A 23819-nucleotide genomic window follows, 5' to 3' on the forward strand; every position below is an offset into this window, starting at 1 on the left:
AATGGTGCATCGAACATGGTGAGTCCGCCAGCGGTGAAGCGTCTTCGCTCATTCCGTCGGTGGGCTCTCGATCGTCTACTTTGCCGTCCGGCGGCGCTCACGTCGGCCGATTGCCGACGCGGATTTCCGAGGGCGTGAGATCGAACCACTGGCGGCAAGCGCGCGATAACGCCGATTGCGCAGGAAATCCGAGCATCAACGAAACCTGGCCGATGGTCAGCCGGGTGTTGCGAAGGTAGTGCACGGCGAGCTGCTTGCGGACGTCGTCCCTGACAATTTCGAAACTCGTGCCCTCCGCGCAGAGGCGACGCTGCAGCGTTCTCGGATGCAGCGCAAGCACGGCGGCGACGCCGGCCTTGTCGGCGCTCGACGTGCCGAGCGTTTGCCGCAATACCTGGCGGACGCGATCCGACGTGCTTCCCTGGGCGGCCCCGAAATTCCTGAAAATGTAGTCTTCCGCGATCTGGTGAAACGAGACGTTCGCGCCCTGCACATTGGCCGCGAACGTATCGCGCGCCAGATACAGCGTGGCGCCGACCGGTTCCTCCAGCAGTCTCGCGCCGAAGAAACGCTCGTACACCGCGCGGCTGACAACCGGTTCGTGCGGTATCGATACCGCTTGCAGCGCGTATCGGTCTCCGGCAAAGAGCCGCAGGAAGTTGTGTGCGTCCGCGAGGCACAGATCGCTGTTTTGCCGGGTGACGAGCGGACCGGACAGATGAAGCTCGACGGACACCGCGACGGTGTTCTCGACCAGCGGGCTACGCTCGTTGACCGACACGACAATGCCCGGACTGTGCACGAACAGGTAGCGGATCACATCGTTCAGCGCATCCCGGATCGTTGGCGCGTTGCGCAGCACGACGCTCAACGGACCCAGCACGTCGATGCTTTGATACGACGACAGGCGCAGACCGAAATCGCCGCATCCGGTGAACTCGGCGCTGGCTTCCAGCAGATGCGTGGCGGAGCGCAGCGATATCAGCGTGTCGTCGCGTTCCAGTGCCGCTTCCGCGATGTGATACCGGCGCAGCAACGGCACGGGATCGCAGCCCATGTCGCGCATGAGGGCAGGGTAGCCGCGAAGGCCGCTCGCTCTGACCAGGGGATCCATGTCTCAAAATGTAAAACAATAGTCTCGTGACGTCAAATAACGGGCGGGCGCGATTGCTAGAGTGCGGGTGTCGATCACCAACAACGAGGAGACATCCGATGAAGACCGACTACGACGTCCTGATCATTGGAGCCGGCATTTCCGGGATCGGGATGGCATGCCACCTGGCGAGGGAGTGTCCGGACAAGCGCGTTGGCATTCTCGAGCGCCGTCGCGCGATCGGCGGAACGTGGGATTTGTTCCGTTATCCCGGCATTCGGTCCGACTCGGACATGTTCAGCTTCGGCTACCAATTCCGGCCGTGGCATGAATACAAGGTTCTCGCCGATGGCCCATCGATCCGGCAATACGTCGCCGATACCGCGCGCGAGCATGGCGTCGACCAGCTCATCCGGTTCGGCGTCCGAATCGACGGCGCATCGTGGTCGACAGAGCGGCGCCGCTGGACAGTCAGTGCGCGGCAGGAGGACACGGGCGAAGCGTTGACCTTCACCTGCGCGTACCTGATTCCCTGTACCGGCTATTACAACCACGATCAGGGCTACTTGCCGCATTTCCCCGGACAAGAGCGATTCAAGGGGCTGCGCGTTCACCCGCAGCACTGGCCCGAGGATCTCGACTATCGCGGCAAGCGCGTCGTCGTGATCGGCAGCGGGGCAACGGCCGTGACGCTCGTGCCCGCAATGGCCGGTCGCGCTGCCCACGTCACGCTGCTGCAGCGCTCGCCGAGCTACATCTTTTCGGTTCCGGCCTACGACAAGATCTCCGCGGTGCTCGATCGCGTGCTGCCGACCCGGTGGGTATACGGGCTGGCGCGCTGGCGCAACATCCGCCTGCAGCGTCTGATCTACAAGGCGGCCAAACGATGGCCGCGCCCGGTCCGCTCCTGGCTGCTGTCCCACGTCGAGAAGCGGGTCGGCAGCGGCGTCGACATGCGTCACTTCACGCCGAAGTACAACCCGTGGGACGAACGGCTGTGCGCGGTTCCGGACGGCGACCTGTTCAAGGTGCTGCGCGACGGCAAAGCGTCCGTCGTGACCGATCATATCGACACGTTCACCGAAAGCGGCATCCTGCTGAAATCGGGCAAGACGCTCGAAGCGGATATCGTCGTCACCGCGACGGGACTGCAGCTTCAGTCGCTTGGCGGCATGAGCCTGCATGTCGACGGGCGAAAGGTCGAGGTCGGCAAGACGATGACGTACAAGGGCGTGCTGATGCAGGACGTGCCGAATTTTGCCTACCTGTTCGGCTATACCAACGCGCCGTGGACGCTCAAGATCGACATGGCGGCGAACTATGTGTGCCGTCTGCTGAAGCATATGGATACCGAAGGGTTCCAGACGGTGACGGCTCATGCGCCCGGCGGCGAGATGCTCGACGAATCGATCCTCGGTTCGCTGCAGTCGGGCTATGTGCAGCGCGGCCAGGATGTGCTGCCGCGCCAGGGAAGGGCGTTGCCGTGGCGCGTCCTGCACAGCCTCGAGGCCGATCGCGACATGCTGCTGAAGGACGGCATCGCCGATTCCGCGCTGGTATTCCGCCGTGCGGCGGCCGGCGCGGATGCGGCGGCTGTCGCCGGTTTGGCCGGCGAGCAAGCCGCGTCCGCGTGACCGGGAGTCGACCATGCTCAGTTTCGATTCGAGGTTTCCGAGCCAGGGCGAGGATTGCGCCGGGACGCTCATGCTGCCGGACGGGAACGGAAGACCGCCCGTCATCGTCATGGCGCACGGCTTCGGCGCGATTCGCGCGGCCGGCCTGCACGCGTTTGCGCGGCGCTTCGTTGCGCACGGGTACGCGGTGTACCTGTTCGACTATCGCAACTTCGGCGACAGCGACGGCATGCCCCGGCACTGGGTCAGCCCGCGCCGGCACCTCGCCGACTGGGCCGCGGCCGTCGCGCATGTCCGGACGCTGTCCGGTATCGACCGGGAGCGCATCGTGTTGTGGGGCACGTCGTTTTCCGGCGGGCATGTGATCCGGACGGCCGCGAACGACCATCGGATTCATGCCGTGATCGCCCAGGTGCCGCATGTGAGCGGCATCGCCAGTGTCCGGCAGGTGCCGGTGCACGTGCTGGCGCGATTGGGCATGGCGGCGCTGCTCGACCATGGCAGCCGGCTGTTCGGCCATCCTTATTACAGGCCGATCGTCGGGCGTCCGGGCGACGTCGCAGCGCTGACGAGCGCCGAATGCCGGGAAGGTTATGCGCGGCTGCTACCCGCAGGCGCCAACTGGGAAAACAAGACGCTTGCGCGGGTTTTCCTCGAAGTGCCGTTCTATAGTCCGGTCCGCTCGGCCCATCGGGTCGTGGCGCCGACGCTGATCGTCGCCGGTCGGCGCGATACGGTTACGCCGGCTTCGGCGGCGTGGCGCGCGGCGATGCGCATTCCGCAGTGCGAATTTCACCTGCTGGATGGCAACCATTTCGAGCTTCATCTGGAAGACGAGGCGGTTTGCATGCAGAGTATCGAACTGCAGCTCGGCTTTCTGGACCGGCACGTCGGCCTTGCGGAGCCGGTCCGGACCGAGGTCGCCGGGCAGCGCCTGCAAGCGGCGCATGTCGCATGACGATGCGTGCGGGAATGAATGACGGTGACGGCCGGTGCAAGGAGATCGAGCGGTGAGTAAAGCGTTGATGATTTACGGCGCATACGGCTACACGGGTGAACTGGTCGTGCGTGAAGCAGTGCGCCAGGGCATGCGGCCGATCGTTGCCGGGCGGGACGGCAGGAAGCTCAAGCCGCTTGCGGATGCGTTCGGTCTGGAGGCGAGGGCGTTCGAGGTGGCGAACGCGAAAGCGAACCTCGAAAACGTCGCCGTCGTGCTGAATTGCGCCGGGCCGTTCTCGACGACTGCCGTAGCGTTCGTCGAAGCCTGCATCGATTCGCATGTCCATTATGTGGACATCACGGGCGAAATTCCGGTTTTCCAGTTCTGCCATGCGCAGCACGCACGCGCCGCCGATGCCGGCATCGTGCTCTGCCCCGGCGCGGGGTTCGACATCGTGCCCACCGATAGCCTTGCCGCGGCGCTGAAGGAGCGGATGCCCGATGCAACGCGGATCGACCTCGCGTTTTCGTTCGGAACGAAACCGAGCATCGGCACGGCGAAGACAATCCTGGAGTCCGCGGCAAGCGGCGGGCTGGTCCGACGCAATCACCGCCTCGTTTCCGTGCCCAATGCGTGGCGCATCAGACGTATCCCGTTTCCCGGCGGCGCGCGGTGGGGCGTGTCGATTCCATGGGGCGACGTGTTCACCGCGGGCGTATCGACCGGCGTACCGGACGGGCTCGTCTATTGCGCGTTGCCCCTCACGCTCGGGCTGACGATGCGGCTCACCAACTTCATGCGCGGGCTGTTCGCCGTTCGTGCCGTTTCGCGGGTACTGGACCGGCTTGCACGGCGGCTCTTTGCCGGCGGTCCGGACGCGGGCGCACGCGATGTGCAGCGAACGGAGTTCTGGGCCGAGGCGACCAACCCTCGGGGCGAAACCGTCACGATGAAGATGTCGGCGCCGAACGTCTATGCGATGACGGCGGATACCTCGCTCGCGATTGCGAGCCGCTGCCTGACCGAGCCGGTGCCGGCGGGCTATCGGACGCCGTCGATGCTGATGGGCAGCGCGTTCTTTCTCGAACGCCCGGGTTTCGACGTGTCGTATCCGGGCGAGCCGGGCGTGCGGCGATTGGCGTCGTGATGCGGTGGCGCCGCACGCGGTTCGCGGAAGATATCGGTCATGGGGCTCGCGCACGAACCCATTTAACGGTCGGTGTCTGCCCATGCATGGACCTGTTCGCCATCGTTATGGCGCAGCACAGATCGGAGCAATCCGGATCCTTTCGGCCGAAAGCACAGCGCAAAGCAAGCGTGTTCGAGCGTTTTCCGGGTGTCGTATTGCCCGACGAGTCGGCCGCCACCGGACCCGTGACGGCGTTGTCGACGGTCGAAAACCGTATTCGCCGCTGAATTCAGATCTGCGGGCGCTGAGCGCCAAATGAAAAAGCCGCCCTCGCGGTTTTCGCATTCCGCGTCCGGTGCCCACGGTGCCGGCCGATGGTGTCGCGGAGCGTTCGTGCGGAACGAGGACGTGGCGTGGTCGGTCGGTCGCTAGACCGCACGGCGTACGGCGCCGACTCCCTTGCACAGTGCGTCGGAAGGACCGGCGCGATCCTCGGCGATGGCGCTTTCAGTTCTATTCGTCGGCGATGAAGCTTGCGGCTCGATTGCCGCAAGCGGATCCAGGATGTTCGATGCATGGTGCAGACAGACCCATTCGATGCGGTCGGGTGTCTGGGGATCGGATTCACGTATCCAGTTTGTCCCGCACAGCCGACACTCATAGCGCTGAACCAGCAACGGGTTCCGGCCAAGCGGACGCAGCTTGCGGGGTTTGCGCAAAGCACGCAATCCGTTGTGTGGCACGGTCGCGTCGCTGCACTGCATGTGATCGCAGGCTTCGCAGGACATTTCGGTCGGGATTTGCGGCAACCGTCGAACTATAGCAGTGCCGTGCTGTAAGGAGGAATCGAGCTCAGTTTTCGCTGTTGTCGGCAATGGCGGCCAATGCCTGCGCGCCATCGTGTCGAGCGGCGTCTTCGGCGGGAAAGACGTGCTGACTGAACGCGATCAGTTTGAATCCGGATCCTGTCGACCGCGGAACCGTAATGCCCCAATGCCAACCTCCATCTTGCTCGAACACATGGAGAACAGGGGGCGCCTCGCTCAAGGTTGGTGCAGAAGTCGTCATGGCGTGCCCTCCCGACATGTAGCGACTGAAGGGGCAACTCCTTTGAAAGCCCGAGTGCAGTTTACGGGTGTTTATGTTGCGGCGCAATATCGAAGACGTTGCGAATGGTTGGATGCTCCATTTGTCACAATTTCGAAACAAATAACGGGGCGGCAAAACGTGATCCACACCTGGGATATTCGACCCGGCGTCGAAGTTCGTTGACAATGGTGGCCGAATCGGGATTCCGGCGAATGCCGGGAACCCTGCTTCTTGTTGCCGGACATGCTCTACATTCCTGGCTGTCGCTGATATTCGGGGGGCTTCGTGTGAATGCACATCTTGTTCGTCGGGCGCACGCCGCCGACTATCCCGCCATACGCACGCTGCTTGAAAGTGAAGATCTGCCAAACGAGGATGTAACCGTCGAGAGCATCCCTCGATTCTTTGTTGCATCTGTTGCGGACGGAAGCCTCATCGGATGTGTTGCGATCGAGCAATACGGGACGGATGCGCTGCTGCGATCTCTAGCTGTCGCAGACGGCGCACGCCGGGAAGGGCTGGGTCGCACACTTGTGGCTGCGGCGGAACAGGACGCAATAGCTCACGGCGTGCGCCGTCTGTTCCTGCTCACGACGACCGCAGCCGACTATTTCTCGGGCATCGGATATCACAAGTACGAGAGGGCGGTAGCGCCGGGCGGAATTCAGTCCACCTCGCAATTTGCGTCTCTCTGTCCCGCGTCGGCTACGTGCATGGCGAAGACGCTGTAACGGTGCGTGGCGCGCCTCGATCTTTCGCTCTATAACAGTCCCGCGACGTCTCAAAAAATGGACCTTCCCGAATAAGTCGTCAACCACTCCAGCGCCAGCGTGCTGGCTCTCCGGCAATATAACTGACGGGTAATCTCTCGGGGAGAGACTGCGCGGGCAAGTGCCCGCGCCTTCGACCACCGGGTTCGGCCAAAAAGGGCACTCGTCAGCCCTATTCCCCGGAAGCTATGGCGGCGGTTCCACCACAGCAACCGATCATTCGAACGTCGGCGTCACTGTGGATGCCGAAACGTAGCTTCACGAGAACGCAGCGTGTAGCTTCCTCCGTACCTTCGTGGTGTCGTGCACGGAAGTCGGGCGCGACGAAATCACCTCGCCCACCTCACGCCGGCGCGGTGGCACGCCGATACCTTCGAGCGATGGTCAGCCAGCCGACCCTTCGAGCCCATTGGCTTCCTCCTCGCTGGCGTTCGGGATCCGCATTTCGAAGACCTCGGTGACGCTGGTGTAGTCGTAGTAACCGAGCCGGGCCAGCGGCCGGATGCGTGGGATATCGAGTTTGCCCTCGCGCGTAACAAAGTCCTCATTGATATGGATTCGCTCCACCTGCGCGAAGACCACGTCAATTGTGCCTACGTTCGAGTTACCGGTGAAGCGATGAGTGGATAGGTAACGGCACTCGAAGTGCACGGGGCTCTCGGCGACCATTTGAACATTGCTGAGATCGGCGCGTCGCCGGGTTACGCCAACGCGATCGAACTCGCTCTCTCCTCGCGGCAGGGCCATGGCGCTGATATTGACTGCCTCGCGCAGGTCGTAGGTCGCCATATTCCAGACGAACCAGCCGGTCTGCTCGGCGTTAAGCACGGTGTCCTTGCGACGCCCGTCCGGGTACTGGTTCGCCGCGAACATCACCATCGGCGGGTCGAACGTTAGATTTTGCCACTGGCTGTATGGCGCCAGGTTGTCGATGCCGTCAGGACTGCTACTGGAGAGCCAGCCGATGGGACGGGGTACTGTGCAGCTCTTGAACGGCGAAAACGGGAGAGGGCTTTTTTCGTGGGACGGATCGTACTTCATAGCGGTTCCGAATAGTGATAGGGATTTGGAAATCGATTAAATGCCTTGGTTCGCAGACGTCGCGGCCATCACCCTTCGGATGGAGCCGGTGGAGGCGTAATAGAGACCGCCGGCGACGGCGAGCCCGATCACCCAGGCGATTTCGGCGCCGCCGAGCAGATGGGCGATGGGGCCGACGTAGAGCGAACTGTTCATGAACGGAATCTGGATCAACACGCCAAAGAAGTACGCGACAAAGGCGCCGATCCTGACAAGCCCGTACTCCCCGTCCTTGGCGAAGAACTGGGCGACCTTGTAGCGCTCGCGCCGCACCCAGTAATAGTCGACAAGATTGATAGCCGACCATGGAGTCATGAAGTAAAGCAGAAACAGCAGGAAGTTCGTGAAATTGGACAGAAAGTTGCGGCTGGCTGCGAGGGCGATGCCTAACGCGATCGCGGAGATGATGCAAACGAAGGCTGCGCGCTGCCGGGGGCTCACGCGGTCTTGGCCGGTCAGGCTGGTGACGATCGTAGTGAGCGACATGCATCCGCCGTAGGAGCTCAGGGTATTGCCGGTAAGCTTGCCGCAAATCACGGCGAGCAAAACGAGCGGCCAGATCGCCCCGCCGAGGGCGGCAAGGTAACCCACCTGGTCACTGCTGAACGCGGCGCCGCCGAGGGCCGCAGCGAGCGCGCCGAGGATCATCGCGACGGAGCCTCCAAGCACACTGCCGAGGAACGTCCAGCCGATGGTCGCTCGTGTGGAGGTTTCCGCGGGCAGGTAGCGGGAATAGTCGGCGATGTAGGGGCCGAACGTGAGCTGCCAGGAGGCCGAGATTGAGATGCCCAGCGCGAACGGCGCGGCGGCAAAGCCGTGGGTCGCAGGGATGGGCATGTTCCCGTCCGCGATGATCCGGACCAGCAGGATGGCAAACGCGACACCGCTGAGCACCGCAGCTACTCGTGAGAACGCGTGGATGTACCGGTAGCCGACGATGGCGAGGGCGGTGGACATCAATGCGAACACGACGGCGCCCGCTTGAGGGGAGATGTGAAACAGGGCGCTCATGGCCTGGCCACCCAGTACCAGCCCGGTGGCATAGAAGCCGACGTAGATCATCAGGGCCAGCACCAGCGGGAGGATTGCCCCGTAGTAGCCGAACTGGGCCCGACTCTGAATCATCTGCGGTACGCCGAGCTTCGGCCCTTGGGCTGAATGCAGGGACGTGAAGAAGCCGCCGACTGCGTTGCCGAGCACGATGGCGGGGATGGACCACATGGCGCTGTTCCCCAGAATTACGAACAGCGCCCCGGTCACCACTGCAGTGATGGACGTGTTGGCGGCAAACCATACGAAGAACAGGCTGCGCGGCGACCCGTGCCGTTCTTCTGGAGGAATGAAGTCAATCGAGCGGCGTTCGATGGTGGCGGTCTTCGTCATGGGACCTCCGGGTTGTTGGGTGAGCTTCCAGTATGCTGCCGATATATCGGTTGGATAATGGTCGTATACCCTTGCTCGACGTTGAGTTATGCTTCGTTTTTCATACCCACACCAGCGGCTGGAGGAGCGTGATGATGAACCAGGGCAAGGCCGGACAGGCCTACCAAGAGATTGAGAAGTTGATCGTGTCCGAGGAACTGGCACCGGGCACTTTGGTGTCCGAAGCCGTGCTCATGGAAAAGACGGGACTTGGCCGTACCCCGATCCGCGAGGCGCTCCAGCAACTGGCCCGAAACCGCATGGTCGAGATCCATCCCAGCCGTGGGGTACTCATTCCGCCCGCGTCAGTCGAGGCGCAACTCCGCATGCTCGAGGTGCGGCGTGTTCTTGAGGTGCTCGCCGTGCGACTGGCCTGCCATGACGCGTCCGCCATCGACCGGGCGCGCATGGAGGCCATAGTGGGTCGTCTGTCCGGGGATCCCATCCCATTGGCCGAGTACGCCGAAACGCTCAAAGACACGCACCAGATAATTGCAACAGCCGGCCACAACGAGTACCTTGCGGACGCGATGGCCCCTCTTCAAGGCCTCTCGCGCCGATTCTGGCTCGCCAATGTGCGCGACGAGGAGGACGAGATTAGAAATGGCACGACGCATCATCTCGCGATCCTGCGCGCGATCCTCGCCAGCGACCCGCAGGCCGCCGAGCAAGCCTCCCTCGCCCTGAACGATTACCTCATCGAATTCGCCTACAAAACGATTCGCCGCCCCTCGGGATCTTTGCAAGGGGCGTTTCGGAGTGGCCGCAGGTCATTGCTCTGATGGATTGCGCGGTCGCGCTTTGCGCGTGAAATCGGGAGCATTGCGGCAACCGCTCGAAGCCCGTCTGGCGCGAATGACTGATCATGCTCGGGAAGCGGTCGTCAATGATCAGCTAAGTGTAGCGGCGGGTTTGGGTCGATTGCCGCCAATGGTCGAATTACCGTCAAGCGCGCCGGCGCGTGCCGATACGAAGCGGCTGCCGTTGTGCAAGATGAAGTACGCTTAACTCCGACGCCTCAAAAAATCGACCGCCCCGAATAAGTCGTCAACCACTCCAGCGCCAGCGTCCCCGCCAACGAGTTCCCATTCGCATCGAGCCCCGGCGCCCACACGCAAACCGCCATCTCGCCGGGCAGCACCGCGACGATCCCGCCACCGACGCCGCTCTTCGCGGGCAGCCCGACCCGATACACGAAATCCCCGGCCGCATCGTAAGTGCCACAGGTCAGCATCAGCGCAGACAGCCGCTTTGCCGAACTCGGATCGACGACCCGCTCGCCGGTGACCGGCGCAACACCGCCGTTCGCAAGAAACAGCGCGGCCTGCGCGAGCTCGACGCAGTTCATCGTCATGGCGCACTGCCGGCAATACGCGTCGACCACCGTTTCCGGCGGCATCTGCATGTTGCCGAAGCTCGCCATGAAATGTGCCATCGCGCGGTTGCGCTCCGCATGCTGCAGCTCCGACAGCGCGACGCGCGAATCGTAGTCGATGTCGGTGGCGCCGATCAGCCGCCGCACGAATTCGACGAGCGCCGTCTCCGCCTTCACGAAGCGGCGGCACAGCACGTCGGTGACGACCAGTGCGCCGGCATTGATGAACGGATTGCGCGGCTTGCCGCGCTCGCTTTCGAGCTGCACCAGCGAATTGAACGCGGTACCGGACGGCTCGCGGCCGACCCGTTCCCACAGCGCATCGCCCAGCAGCTGGAACGCGAGCGTGCACGCGAACAGCTTCGAGATGCTCTGGATCGAGAAGCGCTCGTGCGCGTCGCCGACCGTGCAGACGTTGCCGTCGAGCGTCACGACGGCCATGCCGAACTTGTCGGCAGGCACTTTCGCGAGTTCGGGAATGTAGTCGGCCACGCGGCCCTGGCCGATCCAGGGGGCGAGTTCGGTTTGGATGCGTTCGAGTATCGGTTGGTAGTTCATCACGTCAGGCGAGGGCGGCGCGCCGCCCGGATTCCGGCGAGCCCGTATGGAACCGTTTCGGCGCCGATCCGTCAAGCGCCGCGAAATATCGCGCCCTAATTTTTCAGACCGGCAAACCGGCAATCGGCAGGCGCAGTATCATGCGGTACGTTTCGGCCGATGGCCGGCGCCCGGCAGTGGAGGGCGCCGCCCCGGCTTTCCCGCATGAATCGACCGTTGCCCATGTCTTTCCGCATCCTGCTCGTCGAAGACGACACCCGCTTGTCCACGCTGATTGCCGGCTATCTGCGCAAGAACGACTACGAAGTCGACACTGTGCTGCACGGCGACGCCGCGGTGCCGGCGATCCTGTCCATTCGCCCCGATCTCGTCATTCTCGACGTGAACCTGCCGGGCAAGGACGGCTTCGAAATCTGCCGCGAGGCGCGCAAGCAGTACGACGGCGTGATCATCATGGTGACCGCGCGCGACGAGCAGTTCGACGAACTGCTCGGCCTCGAATTCGGCGCGGACGACTACGTGCACAAGCCGGTCGAGCCGCGCATCCTGCTCGCGCGGATCAAGGCGCAACTGCGCCGCGCGCCCGCACGCGTCGCGGACGGCGCCGCGCCGCAGCCGGAGCGCTACACGTTCGGCAAGTTCTCGATCGACCGCACCGACCGCAGCGTCGTGCTGCCCGACGGCAGCGTGCCGGACCTGACGTCGGCGGAATTCGACCTGCTGTGGGCGCTGGCCTGCCATGCCGGCGAAGTCGTGAGCCGCGACGACCTGATGCTGCAGTTGCGCGGCGTCGAATTCGACGGGCTCGACCGGACGATCGACGGCCGCATCTCGAAGCTGCGCCGCAAGTTGCGCGACGACGCAAGCAACCCGCAGCGGATCAAGACGATCCGCAGCAAGGGTTACCAGTTCAGCAAGCATGCGTGGGAATGACGCCGCGCCCGCGCCCGCATCCGCGCGTAGGCGTTCCGTTCGCTAGCCGGAGCCCGCGATGATCCGACCGACCCGTTCGCCCGCCGATGCGCACCGGCTGTCGCCGCTGCGCTACCTCAAATGGCGCTGGCTGCATTTCCGCCGCGCGTGGACCGACACGCGCGCCGACCGCATTCCGAGCTGGTCGCGCCTGTACGTGCGCACCTACCTGCACCTGCTCGGCCTCGTACTGCTGACCGCGCTGGTGCCGGCGCTGGCGCTGTGCGTCGTGCTGTCGCCGGAAGTCGTGTGGCATGCGTTCGACGCGCTGCCGGGCGACATCTGGATCGTGCTCGCGTTCGTGTTCGTCGCGCCCGCGCTCGCGGCCTACCGGTGGATGCGGCCGGTCTGGTCGGATCTGGTGATGGTGCGCGAGCGCGCGATCGATTTCACCGGCGGGCGCTTCAACACGCGCGCGCGCGAATCGCACAGCGTGATCATCGGTCCGCTCGCGCGCACGCTGAACGCGCTCGCGATGCGAATGGAGCGGCTGATCGCCGCGCAGCGCGATCTGACCAACGGCATTTCGCATGAATTGCGCACGCCGCTCGCGCGCGTGCGCTTCGCGCTCGAGATGCTGCGCGAGCCCGGCTCGGCCGCCGAGTACCAGGGCGCGCTCGACAGCATCGCGCAGGACGTGACCGAACTCGACGAACTGATCGACATGAGTCTCACCTACGCGCGCCTCGAATACAGCTCGCTGCAGTCGAATCTCGAGATGACCGCACCCGTTGCATGGTTCGAGCATCAGGTGAGCGATGCGCAGCTGCTGTATCCGGAGCGCGCGATCGAGTCGCGCATCGCGATCGCGTCGGACCTGCGCGTGAAGATGGACCGGCGGCTGATGTCGTACGCGATGCGCAACCTGCTGCGCAACGCGAGCAAGTATGCGAAGTCGCGGATCGTCGTCGGCCTCGCGATCGAGCACGGCAATATCGGCATCTTCGTCGAGGACGACGGCCCCGGCGTGCCCGAGCACGAGCGCGAGCGGATCTTCGACGCATTCGTGCGCCTCGATCGCCGCACCGGCGGCTACGGGCTCGGCCTCGCGATCACGCGGCAGGTGCTGCACGCGCACAACGGCCGGATCGCGGTCGTCGATCCGCAGGAGCTCGGCGGCGCGCGCTTCGAGATCAGCTGGCCGATCTAGGCCGCGCCCGCCGCGGCCGCCGGTTCGACGCGCACGCGGCATGCGTCACCGCATCAGCCCCGGCAGCCACAGCGAGATCGCCGGCACGTAGGTCACGAGCAGCAGGAAGCCGAGCATCGCGGCGAGCCAAGGCGCGACCGCGACGGTCAGCTCGGTGATGCCCATCCGCGTGATGCCGCTCGCCACGTACAGGTTGAGTCCGACGGGCGGATGGCACATGCCGACTTCCATGTTCACGACCATCAGAATCCCGAAATGAATCGGGTCGATGCCGAGCTGGCGCGCGACGGGGAACAGGATCGGCGCCATGATCAGCACGATCGACGACGGCTCCATCACGTTGCCGGCCATCAGCAGCAGCACGTTGACGACGAGCAGGAAGCCGATCGGCCCGAGCCCCTGGTCGAGGATCCAGCTCGCCATCTGCTGCGGGATGTTCTCCGAGGTCATCAGGAACGAGAACAGCACCGCGTTGGTGATGATGTAGAGCAGCATCGCGCTCATGCTGGCCGAGTCGAGCAGCACCTTCGGCACGCGCCTGAGCGGCAGGTCGCCGTAGACGCAGGTCGACACGAGGAACGCGTAGACGGCGCTCACCGCGGCGGCCTCGGTCGGCGTGAAGACGCCCGAATAGATGCCGCCCATCACGACCACGATCAGCAGCAGGCCCCACACGCTTTCCCAGTAGGTGGTCCAGACCCGCTGCGCCTCGGCGCGCAGCAGCGTCGGGTGCGTGAAGCGCCGGCCGGCGCGGTAGGCGACGTACAGCCACGCGAGCGCCACCGCGACGCCGATCAGCCCGATGCCGCCCGCGAGGCCGGGCGCGGCGGCGCGCAGCAGCAGGTACAGCAGCCCGATCAGCACCGCGGGCGGCACGACGGAGAATGCGACGCATAGCAGCAGGCCCCACAGCGCGTGCCCGGTCGCCGCGAGCGGGCCGTGGCCGTCGAATTCGCGAAAGCGCGGATAGCCGTTGCGGCGCGCGATGAACCAGGTCACGAAGCCGAGCAGCAGCGCGAGCAGGATGCCCGGCACGACGCCGGCGAGAAACAGGTCGCCGACCGACGTGTTGGTGGACACCGAGTACAGCACCATCACGATCGACGGCGGAATCAGGATGCCGAGCGAACCGGAGGTGGCGATCACGCCGGCGCCGAAGCGGTTCGGAAACCCCTGGCGCACCATCGCGGGCAGCAGGATCGAGCCGATCGCCATCACGGTCGCCGGGCTCGAGCCGGAAATCGCCGCGAACATCGCGCACGCGAGCACGCCGGCCAGCCCGAGGCCGCCATGCATGTGACCGACGATGCTGGTCGCGAACGCGATCATGCGGCGGGCGACGCCGCCGTGCGTCAGGAAGCCGCCCGCGAGGATGAAGAACGGGATCGCCATGATCTCGAAGTTCTCGATGCCGGTAAACAGCTTCAGCGCGACCGATTCGATCGGCACGGCGGTCATCGTGAACAGGTAGGTGAGCACCGTCAGGCCGAGCGCGATCGACACCGGCATGCCGGTCAGCAGCAGCCCGATCAGCAGGCAGAAGATGAACGCGCTCTTGCCGAACCCGACGAGCAGCGCGCCGAGCAGCATGACGACGATGCCGAAGATGACGCGCGTGACGCGCGGATTGCCGACCGCGGGCGCGGCGAGCGGCTGGCTCTGGCTCATGACTGCACTCCTTGCGGAACGGGCGTGGACGGCGCGGGCGCATCGAGCCCGTCGACCTGCGCATGATCGTGTTTCGGCAGTTCACCGCTGCGCAGGAAGCGCAGCGCGACCTGCAGGAAGCGGAAGCACATCAGGTACGAGCCGAGCGGCACGCACAGGAACACGATCCAGCGCGGCAGTTCGAGATCGGGCGATACCTGGTCGGTCTGCGCGAGCGCCCACACGAAACGCGCGCCCAGCGTGCCGACCACGCCGGTGAACAGCGCGCCGGCCAGCAGCCCGAACACGATGCACACGCGCCGCGCCGGCGGCTGCAGCCGGTTGATCATCACGTCGACGCCGACGTGGATGCCGGTGCGCACGCCATAGGCCGCACCGAACTTGGCCATCCACACGAACAGGTAGATGCACAGCTCCTGCGCCCAGCTCAGGTCGAGCGCGAGCAGCCAGTCCTGCAGGTACGGGATCGCGACGCCGGACGCGTAGCGATGCATCACGGCGACGAAGATCACGAGCGTCGCCACGCCCATCAGCGTCGCGATCAGCCATTCCTCGAGGCGGTCGAGCAGTTTCATGGCGGCAGCCCTCGCGACGGTTACATCGACTGGCCGGTCGCGCGGTACACGTCGCGCACGAGATCCGCGCCGATTCGCTGTTCCTGGTCGCGATGCACCTTCGACAGCGCCTTCTTCCAGTCGGCCGTCTGCGCGGGCGTCAGCGAGATCAGCTCGGTCTTGCCGGTCGCCTTGATCTTCGCGAGCGCGTCGTCGTTCTCGCGTTTCGCGATCTCGTTCGCGTAGCGCGTCGCGTCGCGCATCGCGCCTTCGAGCGCGGTCCGCACGTCGTCGGGCAGCCCGCTCCAGAACTTGCGATTGACGATCACCGCATAGCCGATATAGCCGTGATTGGAGACCGTCACATACTTCTGCACCTCGTTCATGCGCTGCGTGTACAGGTTCGACGGCGTGTTCTCGGTGCCGTCCACCACGCCCGTCTGCAGGCCCTGGTAGACCTCCGAGAACGCCATCACCTGCGGAATCGCGTTCAATGCGCGGAATTGCGCATCGAGCACCTTCGACGACTGGATCCGCATCTTCAGCCCGCGGAAATCGGCCGGCTCGCGCAGCGGCCGGTTCGCGCTCATCACCTTGAAGCCGTTGTCCCAGTAAGCGAGGCCGGTGATGCCCTTCGATTCGAGCTTCGCCATCAGCTGCTTGCCGACGGGACCGTCGGTGACCTTGTGCAGCGCGTCGTAGCTGTCGAACAGATAGGGCAGGTCGAACAGTTCGAATTCCTTCGCACCGAGCGGGCCGAACTTCGCGAGCGAAGGCGCGAGCATCTGGACCGACCCGAGTTGCAGCGCCTCCAGTTCCTCCTTATCCTTGTACAGCTGACTGTTCGGATAGACCTCCACCTTGACGCGTCCGTTGGTGCGCGTTTCGGCGAGCTTCTTGAAGTAGTCGGCCGCCTTGCCCTTCGGCGTGTCGGCGGCCACGACATGACTGAACTTGATGACGATCGGCTGCTGCGCGGCCGCGGCGAGCGCGAAGGCGGACAGGCACAGACCCGTGACAACACGGCGCAGGTTCATGGTTTGTCTCCTCGTTGAATGCTTGCCTGCACGGTCGGCAGGTGGCGCCCAGTCTCGGTTCTCGATGCATGGCGGACAATACGTACTTCCCACATTCGGAAGCGGCACACGCGACGGGCATGTCGGACGGCGGTGGCGCGCCCGGCCGTTTCGCGCAGCAGCGCTGGCGCGTGCTGTTGCCGTTCGCCGCGATCGGGCTGATCGTCGCGGGCGCGTTTGCGGCGCCGCTGCTCGCGATGCGCTTCGAACGCGAGCAGCGTCACGAGCAGCTGATTTCGGACACGCTATGGGCGCAGCAGTCGCTCGGCTTCGAGGCGCAGCGGCTTGCCGAGGCGATGCAAATCGTCGGCACGGATCTCGCGGCCGATCCCGCGCCGGATCTGTTCATGCGGCGCGCGGCGGAGTTGCTGCAGCGCAGCCCCGAAGTGATCGTGCTGTGCCGGCTCGAACGCGCGCTCGCCGCGATGCAGTGCTTTCCCGGCGGCCGGGAAGGCGCTGCGATATCGCATGACGCAGCCGCCGCGGAATGGCGCGAGACGGCCGAGCGTGCGCGGCGGCTCGGCCGTCCGGTCGCAGCGCTTGCGGACGCACAGGCTGGCGCACCGCGCGTCGCCTTGCTCGTCGTGCCGACGCCGGGCGGCTCGGGCAGCGCGATGGCCGCGCTCGTGTCGATCGAGCGGCTGCTGACGGCGACGCTGCCGTGGTGGTTCGCGCACGAGAATGCGATCACGCTGACCGATCCGCGCGGCGACCTGATCGCGGTGCACGATCCGCGTGTCATCGGGCGCGGCGTCTATACGCACCGGATCGAGGTCGGCTTTGCCGACCAGACGTTCTACCTCGAGGCGAACAGCACGCGCGGGCCGCCGTACCTGGTGCCGAACCTGCTGAGCGGCGCCGTCGCCGCGTTGTCGCTGCTGCTGGCCTGGTCGGTCTGGCGGCTGTGGCGCGACCTGGTGCGCCGCGCTCGCGCCGAATATGCGCTGCGCGAGCAACAGGCGCTGCGCCAGGCGATGGAGGACTCGCTGGTGTCCGGCCTGCGCACGCGCGATCTCGACGGCCGCATTACCTACGTGAACGCCGCGTTCTGCGAGATGGTCGGTTATCGCGCGGACGAACTGATCGGCTGCGCGCCGCCGATGCCGTACTGGGCGCCCGAGTTCTCGGAGCGTTCGTCGCAGCGCCACGCGCAGCTGCTGTCGGGCACGCTGCCGCGCCACGCGTACGAATCGGTGTTCCTGCGTCGCGACGGCGAGCGACTGACGGTGCTGATCAACGAGGCGCCGCTGCGCGACGGCACCGGCCGGCAGGTCGGCTGGACCGCGTCGATCGTCGACATCAGCGAACAGAAGCGCACGCAGGAGTTGCAGCGCACGCAGAACGAGCAGCTGCATCACATGTCGCGCGTGATGACGATGGGCGAGATGGCGTCCGCGCTCGCGCACGAACTGAACCAGCCGCTCGCCGCGGCCAACAGCTACTGCACCGCGGCGTTGAACCTGATGACGGGCGAAGCGCCGCAGGACGATGCCGGCGGCCCGCGCGAACTGCTCGCGAAGGGGCGGCACCAGGTCGAGCGGGCCGGCCAGATCATCCGGCGGGTGCAGCAGTTCGTGCGCAAGACCACGCCGTCGCTCGGGCCGGTCGCGCCCGATGCGGTGATCACCGGCCTGCTGCCGCTCGTGCAGTTGCAGACCAGCCGCTCGGGCGAGCGCGTCGACACGGTGCTCGAACCCGCGTTGCCGCCGGTGCTGGCCGATCGCGTGCTGCTCGAACAGGTGCTGCTGAATCTCACGCGCAATGCGTTCGACGCGATGGCGCACTTGCCGGCGGCCGAGCGGATCGTGCTGATCCGCGCGGCGCGGATCGCGGCGTCGGACGGCGATCCGGCCGTCGTGCGGATCAGCGTGCGCGATCGCGGCCGCGGGCTGCCGGACGATGCGCGCGACGCGCTGGAGCGGCCGTTCTTCACGACCAAGCCGGACGGCATGGGGATGGGCATCGCGGTCTGCCGCTCAGCGCTCGAGACGATGCACTCGCGTTTGCGCCACGCGCCCGCCGAGCACGGCGCGTGTTTCTACTTCGATTTGCGGATGACCGAAGAATCATGCGGAACCTCTACCTGATCGACGACGACGACGTCATTCGCGATGCGCTCGACGCGCTGTTCCGTTCGCGCGGGCTGGCCGCGCGAGCGTTCGGCGACGCGCGCGCATTCCTCGATGCGTGGCGCGAGGGCGGGCTCGCGCGTGCGCCCGCGTGCCTGCTGATCGATGTCCGGATGCCGGGGATGAGCGGTTTCGAGCTGTTCGCGCAACTGCGCGACGCGGGGCTGGGCGCGCATCATGCGGTGGTGTTCCTGACCGGGCACGGCGACATTCCGATGGCGGTCGACGCGTTGCGGGCCGGCGCCTACGATTTCCTCGAAAAGCCGTTCTCCGACAACCGGCTGGTCGACCGCGTGGTCGCCGGGCTCGATCATGCGTACGCGCATGCGGCGCCGCCCGAAGCGACGCCCGACGAGCGGTTCGCGAACCTGACGCCGCGCGAGCGCGCGATCGCCGAACGGATCGTCGCCGGCTGCACGAACCGGGAAATCGCCGATGCGCTGCGCATCAGCGTGCGGACCGTCGAGGTGCACCGCGCGCGGGTGTTCGAGAAGCTCGACGTGAAGAATGCGATCGGGCTCGCGCAGCTGCGCACGCGCGCGGCGCGCCCTGCATAGCGAGCGGCCGGCGAGAACGGGCGGCGGCCGGCTGCCCGTTTTCGCCGCACCGTCCGCACGTCAGTAGGTGCGGCCGAGCTGCAGATAGACGTTGCGCCGGCCGCCCGGCGCGAGCGCCACGCCCATGTACAGCGGGCCGAACGCGGTCGACAGGCTCGTGAAGAACGTATAGCTCTGCTTGAGCACGCCGCCGCCGACCTTCACGCCGCTCGACCACACGTTGCCGACTTCCGCGCTCGCGCCGACCGACAGCGCCTTGATCGGCGATGCGTTGAACGTCATCAGCTGGTTCATGTAGGTCACGTTGCCGTACGCGAGCTCGTTGCCGGTCAGCTGGTCGGCCGCATACGCGGCCAGATGCTGGAACCCGCCGAGCGTGAAGTTGAACGCGTTGATCAGGTTGGTGCCGCCGATGCTCTTGCCGCCCTCGATCGTCGCGCTGACGCTGTGCCGGCCGAACTGCTGCGCGATCATCGCCTTGCCGTAGATCTCGGTATAGGGCGTATTGGAGATCCCGTCGCCGAATTCCTGCGCGGACTGGCTGTTGTGCGACCACAGCGAGCGTTCGACGCGGAACTCGGTGAAGTAGCCGCGGCGCGGGAACATCGGATCGTCGAGCTGATCGATGACGAGCCGTGCGCGCGCGGTCAGCGCCTGCGACGAGAAGCTCGGCCAGAACAGCGTCCCGGTGGTGTCGTCGATCGGCAGGTTGTAGTTCGGCGAGCCGTGCCCGGTCACATAGCCGATGCCCATCCGGAAGTCGCCGAGCCGCGCGATCGGCAGCCCGAAGTCCATTCCGGTGCGGGTCGTCTGCATCAGGTACTGGTTCAGCTTCACTTCGCCGCTGTCGTCGTACAGGTTGACGTAGCGGCGCTGGTATTCCGCATAGGGCGAAATATAGAGACCGTAGGCGCCCGGCAGCGGCTGGCGCAACTCGACGCGCGCCGACTGCAGGTCGCTGCCGATCGTCGTATCCGCGCGGAACTCGAGGCCCGATTCGGTGAGCCACGGCCGCCGGTAGCCGACATGCAGGCGGAAGCCGCCCTCGTCGGTCGAGCTGCTCGACATGCCCAGGCCGAACAGCAGGAAATTCGGCCCCCAGTACTTTTCGCGCGCGTTGATCTCGAGCACGTTGTCGTCGCCGTGGCTGACGATCTGCTGCGTGACGCTCTCGAAGTTGCCGCCCGTCGTCAGGCCGAGCAGGTCCTGGCTGACTTCCTTCGGATCGTAGATGTCGCCGCGCTTCACGTGCAGCGCGTCGCTGACGACGCGCTTGGGCACGCCGCCGCTCGTCTTGATCTCGATGCGCGTGATCCGGATCGGCGGCGGCAGCGGCTGCGCGTGCGCGGACCGGTAGGCCGCATAGTCGGCGGGCGACAGCGCGAAACGCCGGAGCCGCGGCAGCGCCGCGGTCGCGGCAGCCGCGCCGGCGGCGATCGCCTGCTTCGCGTTCTGGAAGTCGGTGAAGGCGAGCGAGCCGAGATCGGGCGTGAGCAGCACGTCCTGCGCGTCGAGCTGCTTGCGCTGCGCCGTCACGTTCTGGCGGATCAGGATGCCGACCATCTGCTGCATCACGTCGGCCGGCGACGCGAGCGCGTCGAGCGGGCGCAGCGGCGAGCCGATGTCGACGGCGATCACGACCTTCGCGCCCATCTGGCGCACGGTATCGACCGGCAGGTTGCTGACCAGGCCGCCGTCGACGAGCGCGCGGCCGTTGATCTCGGCCGGCGCGAACAGGCCCGGCATCGCCATACTGGCGCGGATCGCGAGCGGCAGCGAGCCGCGGTCGAGCACGACCATCTGGCCCGTCTGCAGGTCGGTGGCGACCGCGCGGTACGGGATCGGCAACTGGTCGAACGGCTGGTTGGTCGGCACGGCGGCGGTCCAGTCCGCGAGCAGCGCCTGCAGCCGGTTGCCCTGCACGAGGCCGGCCGGCGCCTTCACGCCTTTCTTGCCGAAGCCGAGCGTCAGGCCGTTGATGTACAGGCGCTCGTCTTCGCGGCTGCTTTGCGGGAGATCCGCGCGCTCGGTCACGTCGAAGGCGATGTCCGCGAGATTGACCTCCGACAGGCGCTGCTGCATCTCGTCGGCCGCCATGCCGCTCGCGTACAGCCCGCCGACCACGGCGCCCATGCTGGTGCCCGCGACGCAGTCGACCGGAATGCGGTTCTCCTCGAGCACCTTCAGCACGCCGAGGTGCGCGTAGCCGCGCGCGCCGCCGCCCGACAGCACGAGGCCGATCGACGGGCGGCCGGCCGGGCCGCCGTCGGCCGTGCATGCGGTCGCGGTGGCGGCTGGCGCGGGCGCGGCGGCGGGTGCGGCGGCCGGCAGCGATTGCGCGGCGGCCGTGCCGCAGCAAAGGGCGACGAGCGTCGAGCAGAGCGGGCGCACCCCCGGCCAGCGGAAGAAGACAAGCGCTGTCATTGTGGAATACCTGGCGTGATCGGGCGTCGGAGGCCTGCCGGGAGCAGGCAAGACCGAGAGATTACCGTGTTTTACAGCGGCCGCGCGAGGGGCCGTTTCGGAGTCTGTCGCGCCCGGGCGGCCGCTTTCGGCAATTTCGTCGCGAAAAAATCATCGGAATTGCCTAAAGTATCGGAACGATTTGCCGCTAGTGTCGTGATGGGGCGGCGTGTGGTCCGTTCGTACAACAAAGGCTCGATATGTCGACACCGCTGTTCGGAAAGTTGTTTGCGCAACCCGTCGCGATCGACCCGGGGACGGCGAGTACCCGAATCTATACGCATGCGCGCGGCGTGGTGCTGAACCAGCCGTCGGTCGTGTGCTTCCGCAAGGCGGGCGGCGCCGACGCGCGGCCGACGCTGGAGGCGGTCGGCGAACGCGCGAAGGCGCTGCTCGGCCGCGAGCCGGGCCATCTCGAAGCGGTGCGGCCGATGCAGCACGGCGTGATCGCCGACGCGCATGCGGCCGAACAGATGATCCGCCGGTTCATCGACATGTCGCACACGCGCTCGCGGTTCGGCCGCCGCGTCGAGGTGACGCTGTGCGTGCCGTCCGACGCGACGCCCGTCGAGCGCCGCGCGATTCGCGAGGCCGCGTTCGCGGCCGGCGTGTCCGAGGTCGAGCTGATCGAGGAATCGCTGGCCGCCGCGCTCGGCGCAGGGTTGCCCGTGACCGAGCCGGTCGGCTCGATGGTGATCGACATCGGTGGCGGCACGACCGAGGTCGCGGTGATCGCGCTCGGCGGGATCGTCTACCGCGAGGCGATCCGGGTCGGCGGCAACCAGTTCGACGAGGCGATCGTCAATCACGTCCGCAGCCTGTATCGCGTGCTGCTCGGCGAGCAGACCGCCGAGCACGTGAAGAAGACGATCGGTTCGGCGACGAGCGCGGTGCCGCGCACGTCGACGCGCGCGGTCGGGCGCGGCGTCGAGGACGGGCTGCCGCGCTCGATCGAGCTGTCGAATCACGATGTCGCGGATGCGCTGGCCGCGCCGCTGAAGCAGGTGATCGGCGCCGTGAAGTCGGTGCTGGAGAACGCGCCGGCCGAACTCGTGACCGACATCGCGCATCGCGGCATCGTGCTGACGGGCGGCGGCGCGCTGCTCGCGGATCTCGAACGGCTGCTGTACGACGAGACCGGCCTGAGCGCGCGGATCGCCGACGAGCCGGCCACCTGCGCGGTGCGCGGCGCCGGCGAGGCGATGGGGCGGCTCACGATGTGCCCGGCGGATTGACGCGCGAAGGCGTGCGCACCAACACGCGTTGACATTCTTTCGAACGCCGGGCGACGCGCATCCGTTGCGCGGCAGCCGGCACGTCCCGTCTTCGTCGAACCGTCGGCCGGTGGGGCCGCCTGCCGCCTGCCGCTTGGGGCCGGCGCGCGCGCCGTGGTAGCGTTACGCGCCCGTTCCGAAAGACCGACGACATTGAACAACCGTACCGCCCAACGGGGCCTCGTGGCCCGAACCGGCCGACTGCTGGCCGTCCTTGCCTGCCTGTGGATCGGCGCGGCCGTCGCGCTCGTCGCATCCGGGATGCGCATGCCGGACGGCCCGGCCGACCTCGCGGTGATCTTCGGCAACGCGCTCGACGACAACGGCGCGCCGAAACCCGTGCTGGCGGCGCGGCTCGACGTCGGCGTGCGCTGCTATCACGCGGGGCGGTGCCCGACGCTGCTCGTCAGCGGCGCAATCGACGGTCCCGGCCTGAACGAGGCGGCCGCGATGCGCGACTATCTGGTCGCACGCGGCGTGCCGGCCGAGCGGATCGTAGTCGACGAGCTGGGCGACAACACACTCGCGACCGCGCAGCACACGCTCGCCTATATGCGCGCGCAACGGCTGTCGAGCGTGCTGATCGTCAGCCAGTCCTACCACCTCGCGCGGGCGCGCCTCGCGTTCGAGCGGGTCGGCATCGCGCGGGCCGACCTCCGCGCCGCCTATCCGCGCGGCTTCCAGTGGCGCGACCTCTATTCGAGCTGGCGCGAAGTGCCGGCCTATGCGGTGTATGCGGTGCGTCTGTGGCTGAATCCCGATGCGCGCCCGGTTTCGTTCCGGCCGATGCTGTATCTGATGCGCCTGTTCGGATGACGGTCCGTCGCGCGCCGCGCGGCCGTCGGGGTGCGACACTGGCCGGCGCGACGCGCTGATCGCTGCGCAC

At 66.3% G+C, this 23819-nt stretch carries 21 protein-coding genes; 12 read left to right on the forward strand and 9 right to left on the reverse strand.

Annotated features, from left to right (window positions below):
- Positions 1 to 97: 97 nt before the first annotated feature.
- On the reverse strand, positions 98 to 1114 hold the full coding sequence (locus tag WS57_RS03230; protein ID WP_040131194.1) for an AraC family transcriptional regulator: 1017 nt from the start codon (positions 1112 to 1114) through the stop codon (positions 98 to 100).
- 98 nt (positions 1115 to 1212) lie between these two features.
- On the opposite strand from WS57_RS03230, the gene WS57_RS03235 reads away from it, so the two are divergent.
- The 4 genes from WS57_RS03235 to WS57_RS36795 all read left to right on the forward strand — a co-directional run bounded on the left by WS57_RS03235 (position 1213) and on the right by WS57_RS36795 (position 5083).
- A complete protein-coding gene (locus tag WS57_RS03235) occupies positions 1213 to 2727 on the forward strand; it encodes a flavin-containing monooxygenase (protein ID WP_069243744.1) in 1515 nt (504 codons plus the stop codon).
- Positions 2728 to 2740: 13 nt separating this feature from the next.
- A complete protein-coding gene (locus WS57_RS03240; RefSeq protein WP_069244331.1) occupies positions 2741 to 3685 on the forward strand; it encodes an alpha/beta hydrolase in 945 nt (314 codons plus the stop codon).
- Positions 3686 to 3737: 52 nt separating this feature from the next.
- Positions 3738 to 4814, forward strand: a complete 1077-nt coding sequence (locus WS57_RS03245; protein ID WP_069243745.1) for a saccharopine dehydrogenase family protein — start codon at positions 3738 to 3740, stop codon at positions 4812 to 4814.
- An 86-nt stretch (positions 4815 to 4900) separates the two neighbouring features.
- The gene (locus WS57_RS36795) at positions 4901 to 5083 is read left to right on the forward strand and encodes a hypothetical protein (protein WP_155774255.1); all 183 of its coding nucleotides are present in this window, start codon (positions 4901 to 4903) and stop codon (positions 5081 to 5083) included.
- A gap of 565 nt (positions 5084 to 5648) precedes the next feature.
- Here the strand turns inward: WS57_RS36795 and WS57_RS35355 are convergent.
- The gene (locus WS57_RS35355) at positions 5649 to 5864 is read right to left on the reverse strand and encodes a hypothetical protein (protein ID WP_081074500.1); all 216 of its coding nucleotides are present in this window, start codon (positions 5862 to 5864) and stop codon (positions 5649 to 5651) included.
- A gap of 233 nt (positions 5865 to 6097) precedes the next feature.
- Here WS57_RS35355 and arsN2 point away from each other — a divergent pair, with 233 nt between their 5' ends.
- The gene (gene arsN2, locus WS57_RS35360; RefSeq protein ID WP_081074499.1) at positions 6098 to 6616 is read left to right on the forward strand and encodes an arsenic resistance N-acetyltransferase ArsN2; all 519 of its coding nucleotides are present in this window, start codon (positions 6098 to 6100) and stop codon (positions 6614 to 6616) included.
- A 423-nt stretch (positions 6617 to 7039) separates the two neighbouring features.
- On the opposite strand, the gene WS57_RS03250 is transcribed toward arsN2, so the two are convergent.
- Positions 7040 to 7696, reverse strand: a complete 657-nt coding sequence (locus WS57_RS03250; RefSeq protein ID WP_059605874.1) for a flavin reductase family protein — start codon at positions 7694 to 7696, stop codon at positions 7040 to 7042.
- A gap of 36 nt (positions 7697 to 7732) precedes the next feature.
- Complete coding sequence (locus tag WS57_RS03255) at positions 7733 to 9118, reverse strand: purine-cytosine permease family protein (RefSeq protein ID WP_059605871.1); 1386 nt, start codon at positions 9116 to 9118, stop codon at positions 7733 to 7735.
- Between the two features lie 134 nt (positions 9119 to 9252).
- Between WS57_RS03255 and WS57_RS03260 the strand changes: the two genes are divergently transcribed.
- The gene (locus WS57_RS03260) at positions 9253 to 9939 is read left to right on the forward strand and encodes a GntR family transcriptional regulator (RefSeq protein ID WP_230945628.1); all 687 of its coding nucleotides are present in this window, start codon (positions 9253 to 9255) and stop codon (positions 9937 to 9939) included.
- 236 nt (positions 9940 to 10175) lie between these two features.
- On the opposite strand, the gene WS57_RS03265 is transcribed toward WS57_RS03260, so the two are convergent.
- On the reverse strand, positions 10176 to 11090 hold the full coding sequence (locus WS57_RS03265; RefSeq protein WP_069243746.1) for a glutaminase: 915 nt from the start codon (positions 11088 to 11090) through the stop codon (positions 10176 to 10178).
- Positions 11091 to 11312: 222 nt separating this feature from the next.
- Here WS57_RS03265 and WS57_RS03270 point away from each other — a divergent pair, with 222 nt between their 5' ends.
- Both WS57_RS03270 and WS57_RS03275 read left to right on the forward strand, forming a co-directional pair.
- Positions 11313 to 12023: a response regulator gene (locus tag WS57_RS03270; protein ID WP_069243747.1), complete on the forward strand. Its 711-nt coding sequence runs from the start codon at positions 11313 to 11315 to the stop codon at positions 12021 to 12023.
- Positions 12024 to 12081: 58 nt separating this feature from the next.
- Complete coding sequence (locus WS57_RS03275; RefSeq protein ID WP_059481430.1) at positions 12082 to 13212, forward strand: ATP-binding protein; 1131 nt, start codon at positions 12082 to 12084, stop codon at positions 13210 to 13212.
- Between the two features lie 45 nt (positions 13213 to 13257).
- Here the strand turns inward: WS57_RS03275 and WS57_RS03280 are convergent, their stop codons facing one another.
- The 3 genes from WS57_RS03280 to WS57_RS03290 are packed head-to-tail and all read right to left on the reverse strand — an operon-like array spanning position 13258 to position 16471.
- Positions 13258 to 14880: a TRAP transporter large permease gene (locus WS57_RS03280; RefSeq protein WP_069243748.1), complete on the reverse strand. Its 1623-nt coding sequence runs from the start codon at positions 14878 to 14880 to the stop codon at positions 13258 to 13260.
- Entirely contained in the window at positions 14877 to 15455 is a 579-nt protein-coding gene (locus WS57_RS03285) for a TRAP transporter small permease (protein ID WP_059481433.1), read from the reverse strand. The genes WS57_RS03280 and WS57_RS03285 overlap by 4 nt, the downstream gene beginning before the upstream one ends.
- A 20-nt stretch (positions 15456 to 15475) precedes the next feature.
- Positions 15476 to 16471, reverse strand: a complete 996-nt coding sequence (locus WS57_RS03290; RefSeq protein ID WP_009688830.1) for a TRAP transporter substrate-binding protein — start codon at positions 16469 to 16471, stop codon at positions 15476 to 15478.
- Between the two features lie 119 nt (positions 16472 to 16590).
- Here WS57_RS03290 and WS57_RS03295 point away from each other — a divergent pair, with 119 nt between their 5' ends.
- Together WS57_RS03295 and WS57_RS03300 are read left to right on the forward strand one after the other, a co-directional pair.
- Positions 16591 to 18597 carry a sensor histidine kinase gene (locus WS57_RS03295; RefSeq protein ID WP_236871902.1) on the forward strand — a complete coding sequence of 669 codons (2007 nt, stop codon included), beginning with the start codon at positions 16591 to 16593 and terminating at the stop codon, positions 18595 to 18597.
- Positions 18579 to 19196, forward strand: coding sequence for a response regulator transcription factor (locus tag WS57_RS03300; RefSeq protein WP_039216995.1), 618 nt, complete (start codon positions 18579 to 18581; stop codon positions 19194 to 19196). The genes WS57_RS03295 and WS57_RS03300 overlap by 19 nt, the downstream gene beginning before the upstream one ends.
- 60 nt (positions 19197 to 19256) lie before the next feature.
- Here the strand turns inward: WS57_RS03300 and WS57_RS03305 are convergent, their stop codons facing one another.
- Entirely contained in the window at positions 19257 to 21620 is a 2364-nt protein-coding gene (locus WS57_RS03305; RefSeq protein WP_069243750.1) for a patatin-like phospholipase family protein, read from the reverse strand.
- A 239-nt stretch (positions 21621 to 21859) separates the two neighbouring features.
- Here WS57_RS03305 and WS57_RS03310 point away from each other — a divergent pair, with 239 nt between their 5' ends.
- Together WS57_RS03310 and WS57_RS03315 are read left to right on the forward strand one after the other, a co-directional pair.
- Positions 21860 to 22894: a rod shape-determining protein gene (locus WS57_RS03310; protein WP_009694574.1), complete on the forward strand. Its 1035-nt coding sequence runs from the start codon at positions 21860 to 21862 to the stop codon at positions 22892 to 22894.
- 222 nt (positions 22895 to 23116) lie between these two features.
- Complete coding sequence (locus tag WS57_RS03315) at positions 23117 to 23749, forward strand: YdcF family protein (RefSeq protein ID WP_009694575.1); 633 nt, start codon at positions 23117 to 23119, stop codon at positions 23747 to 23749.
- The last annotated feature ends 70 nt before the right edge of the window (positions 23750 to 23819 follow it).

It is taken from the genome of Burkholderia pseudomultivorans (assembly GCF_001718415.1).
In the GTDB taxonomy this organism is placed as follows: Bacteria; Pseudomonadota; Gammaproteobacteria; order Burkholderiales; family Burkholderiaceae; genus Burkholderia; species Burkholderia pseudomultivorans_A.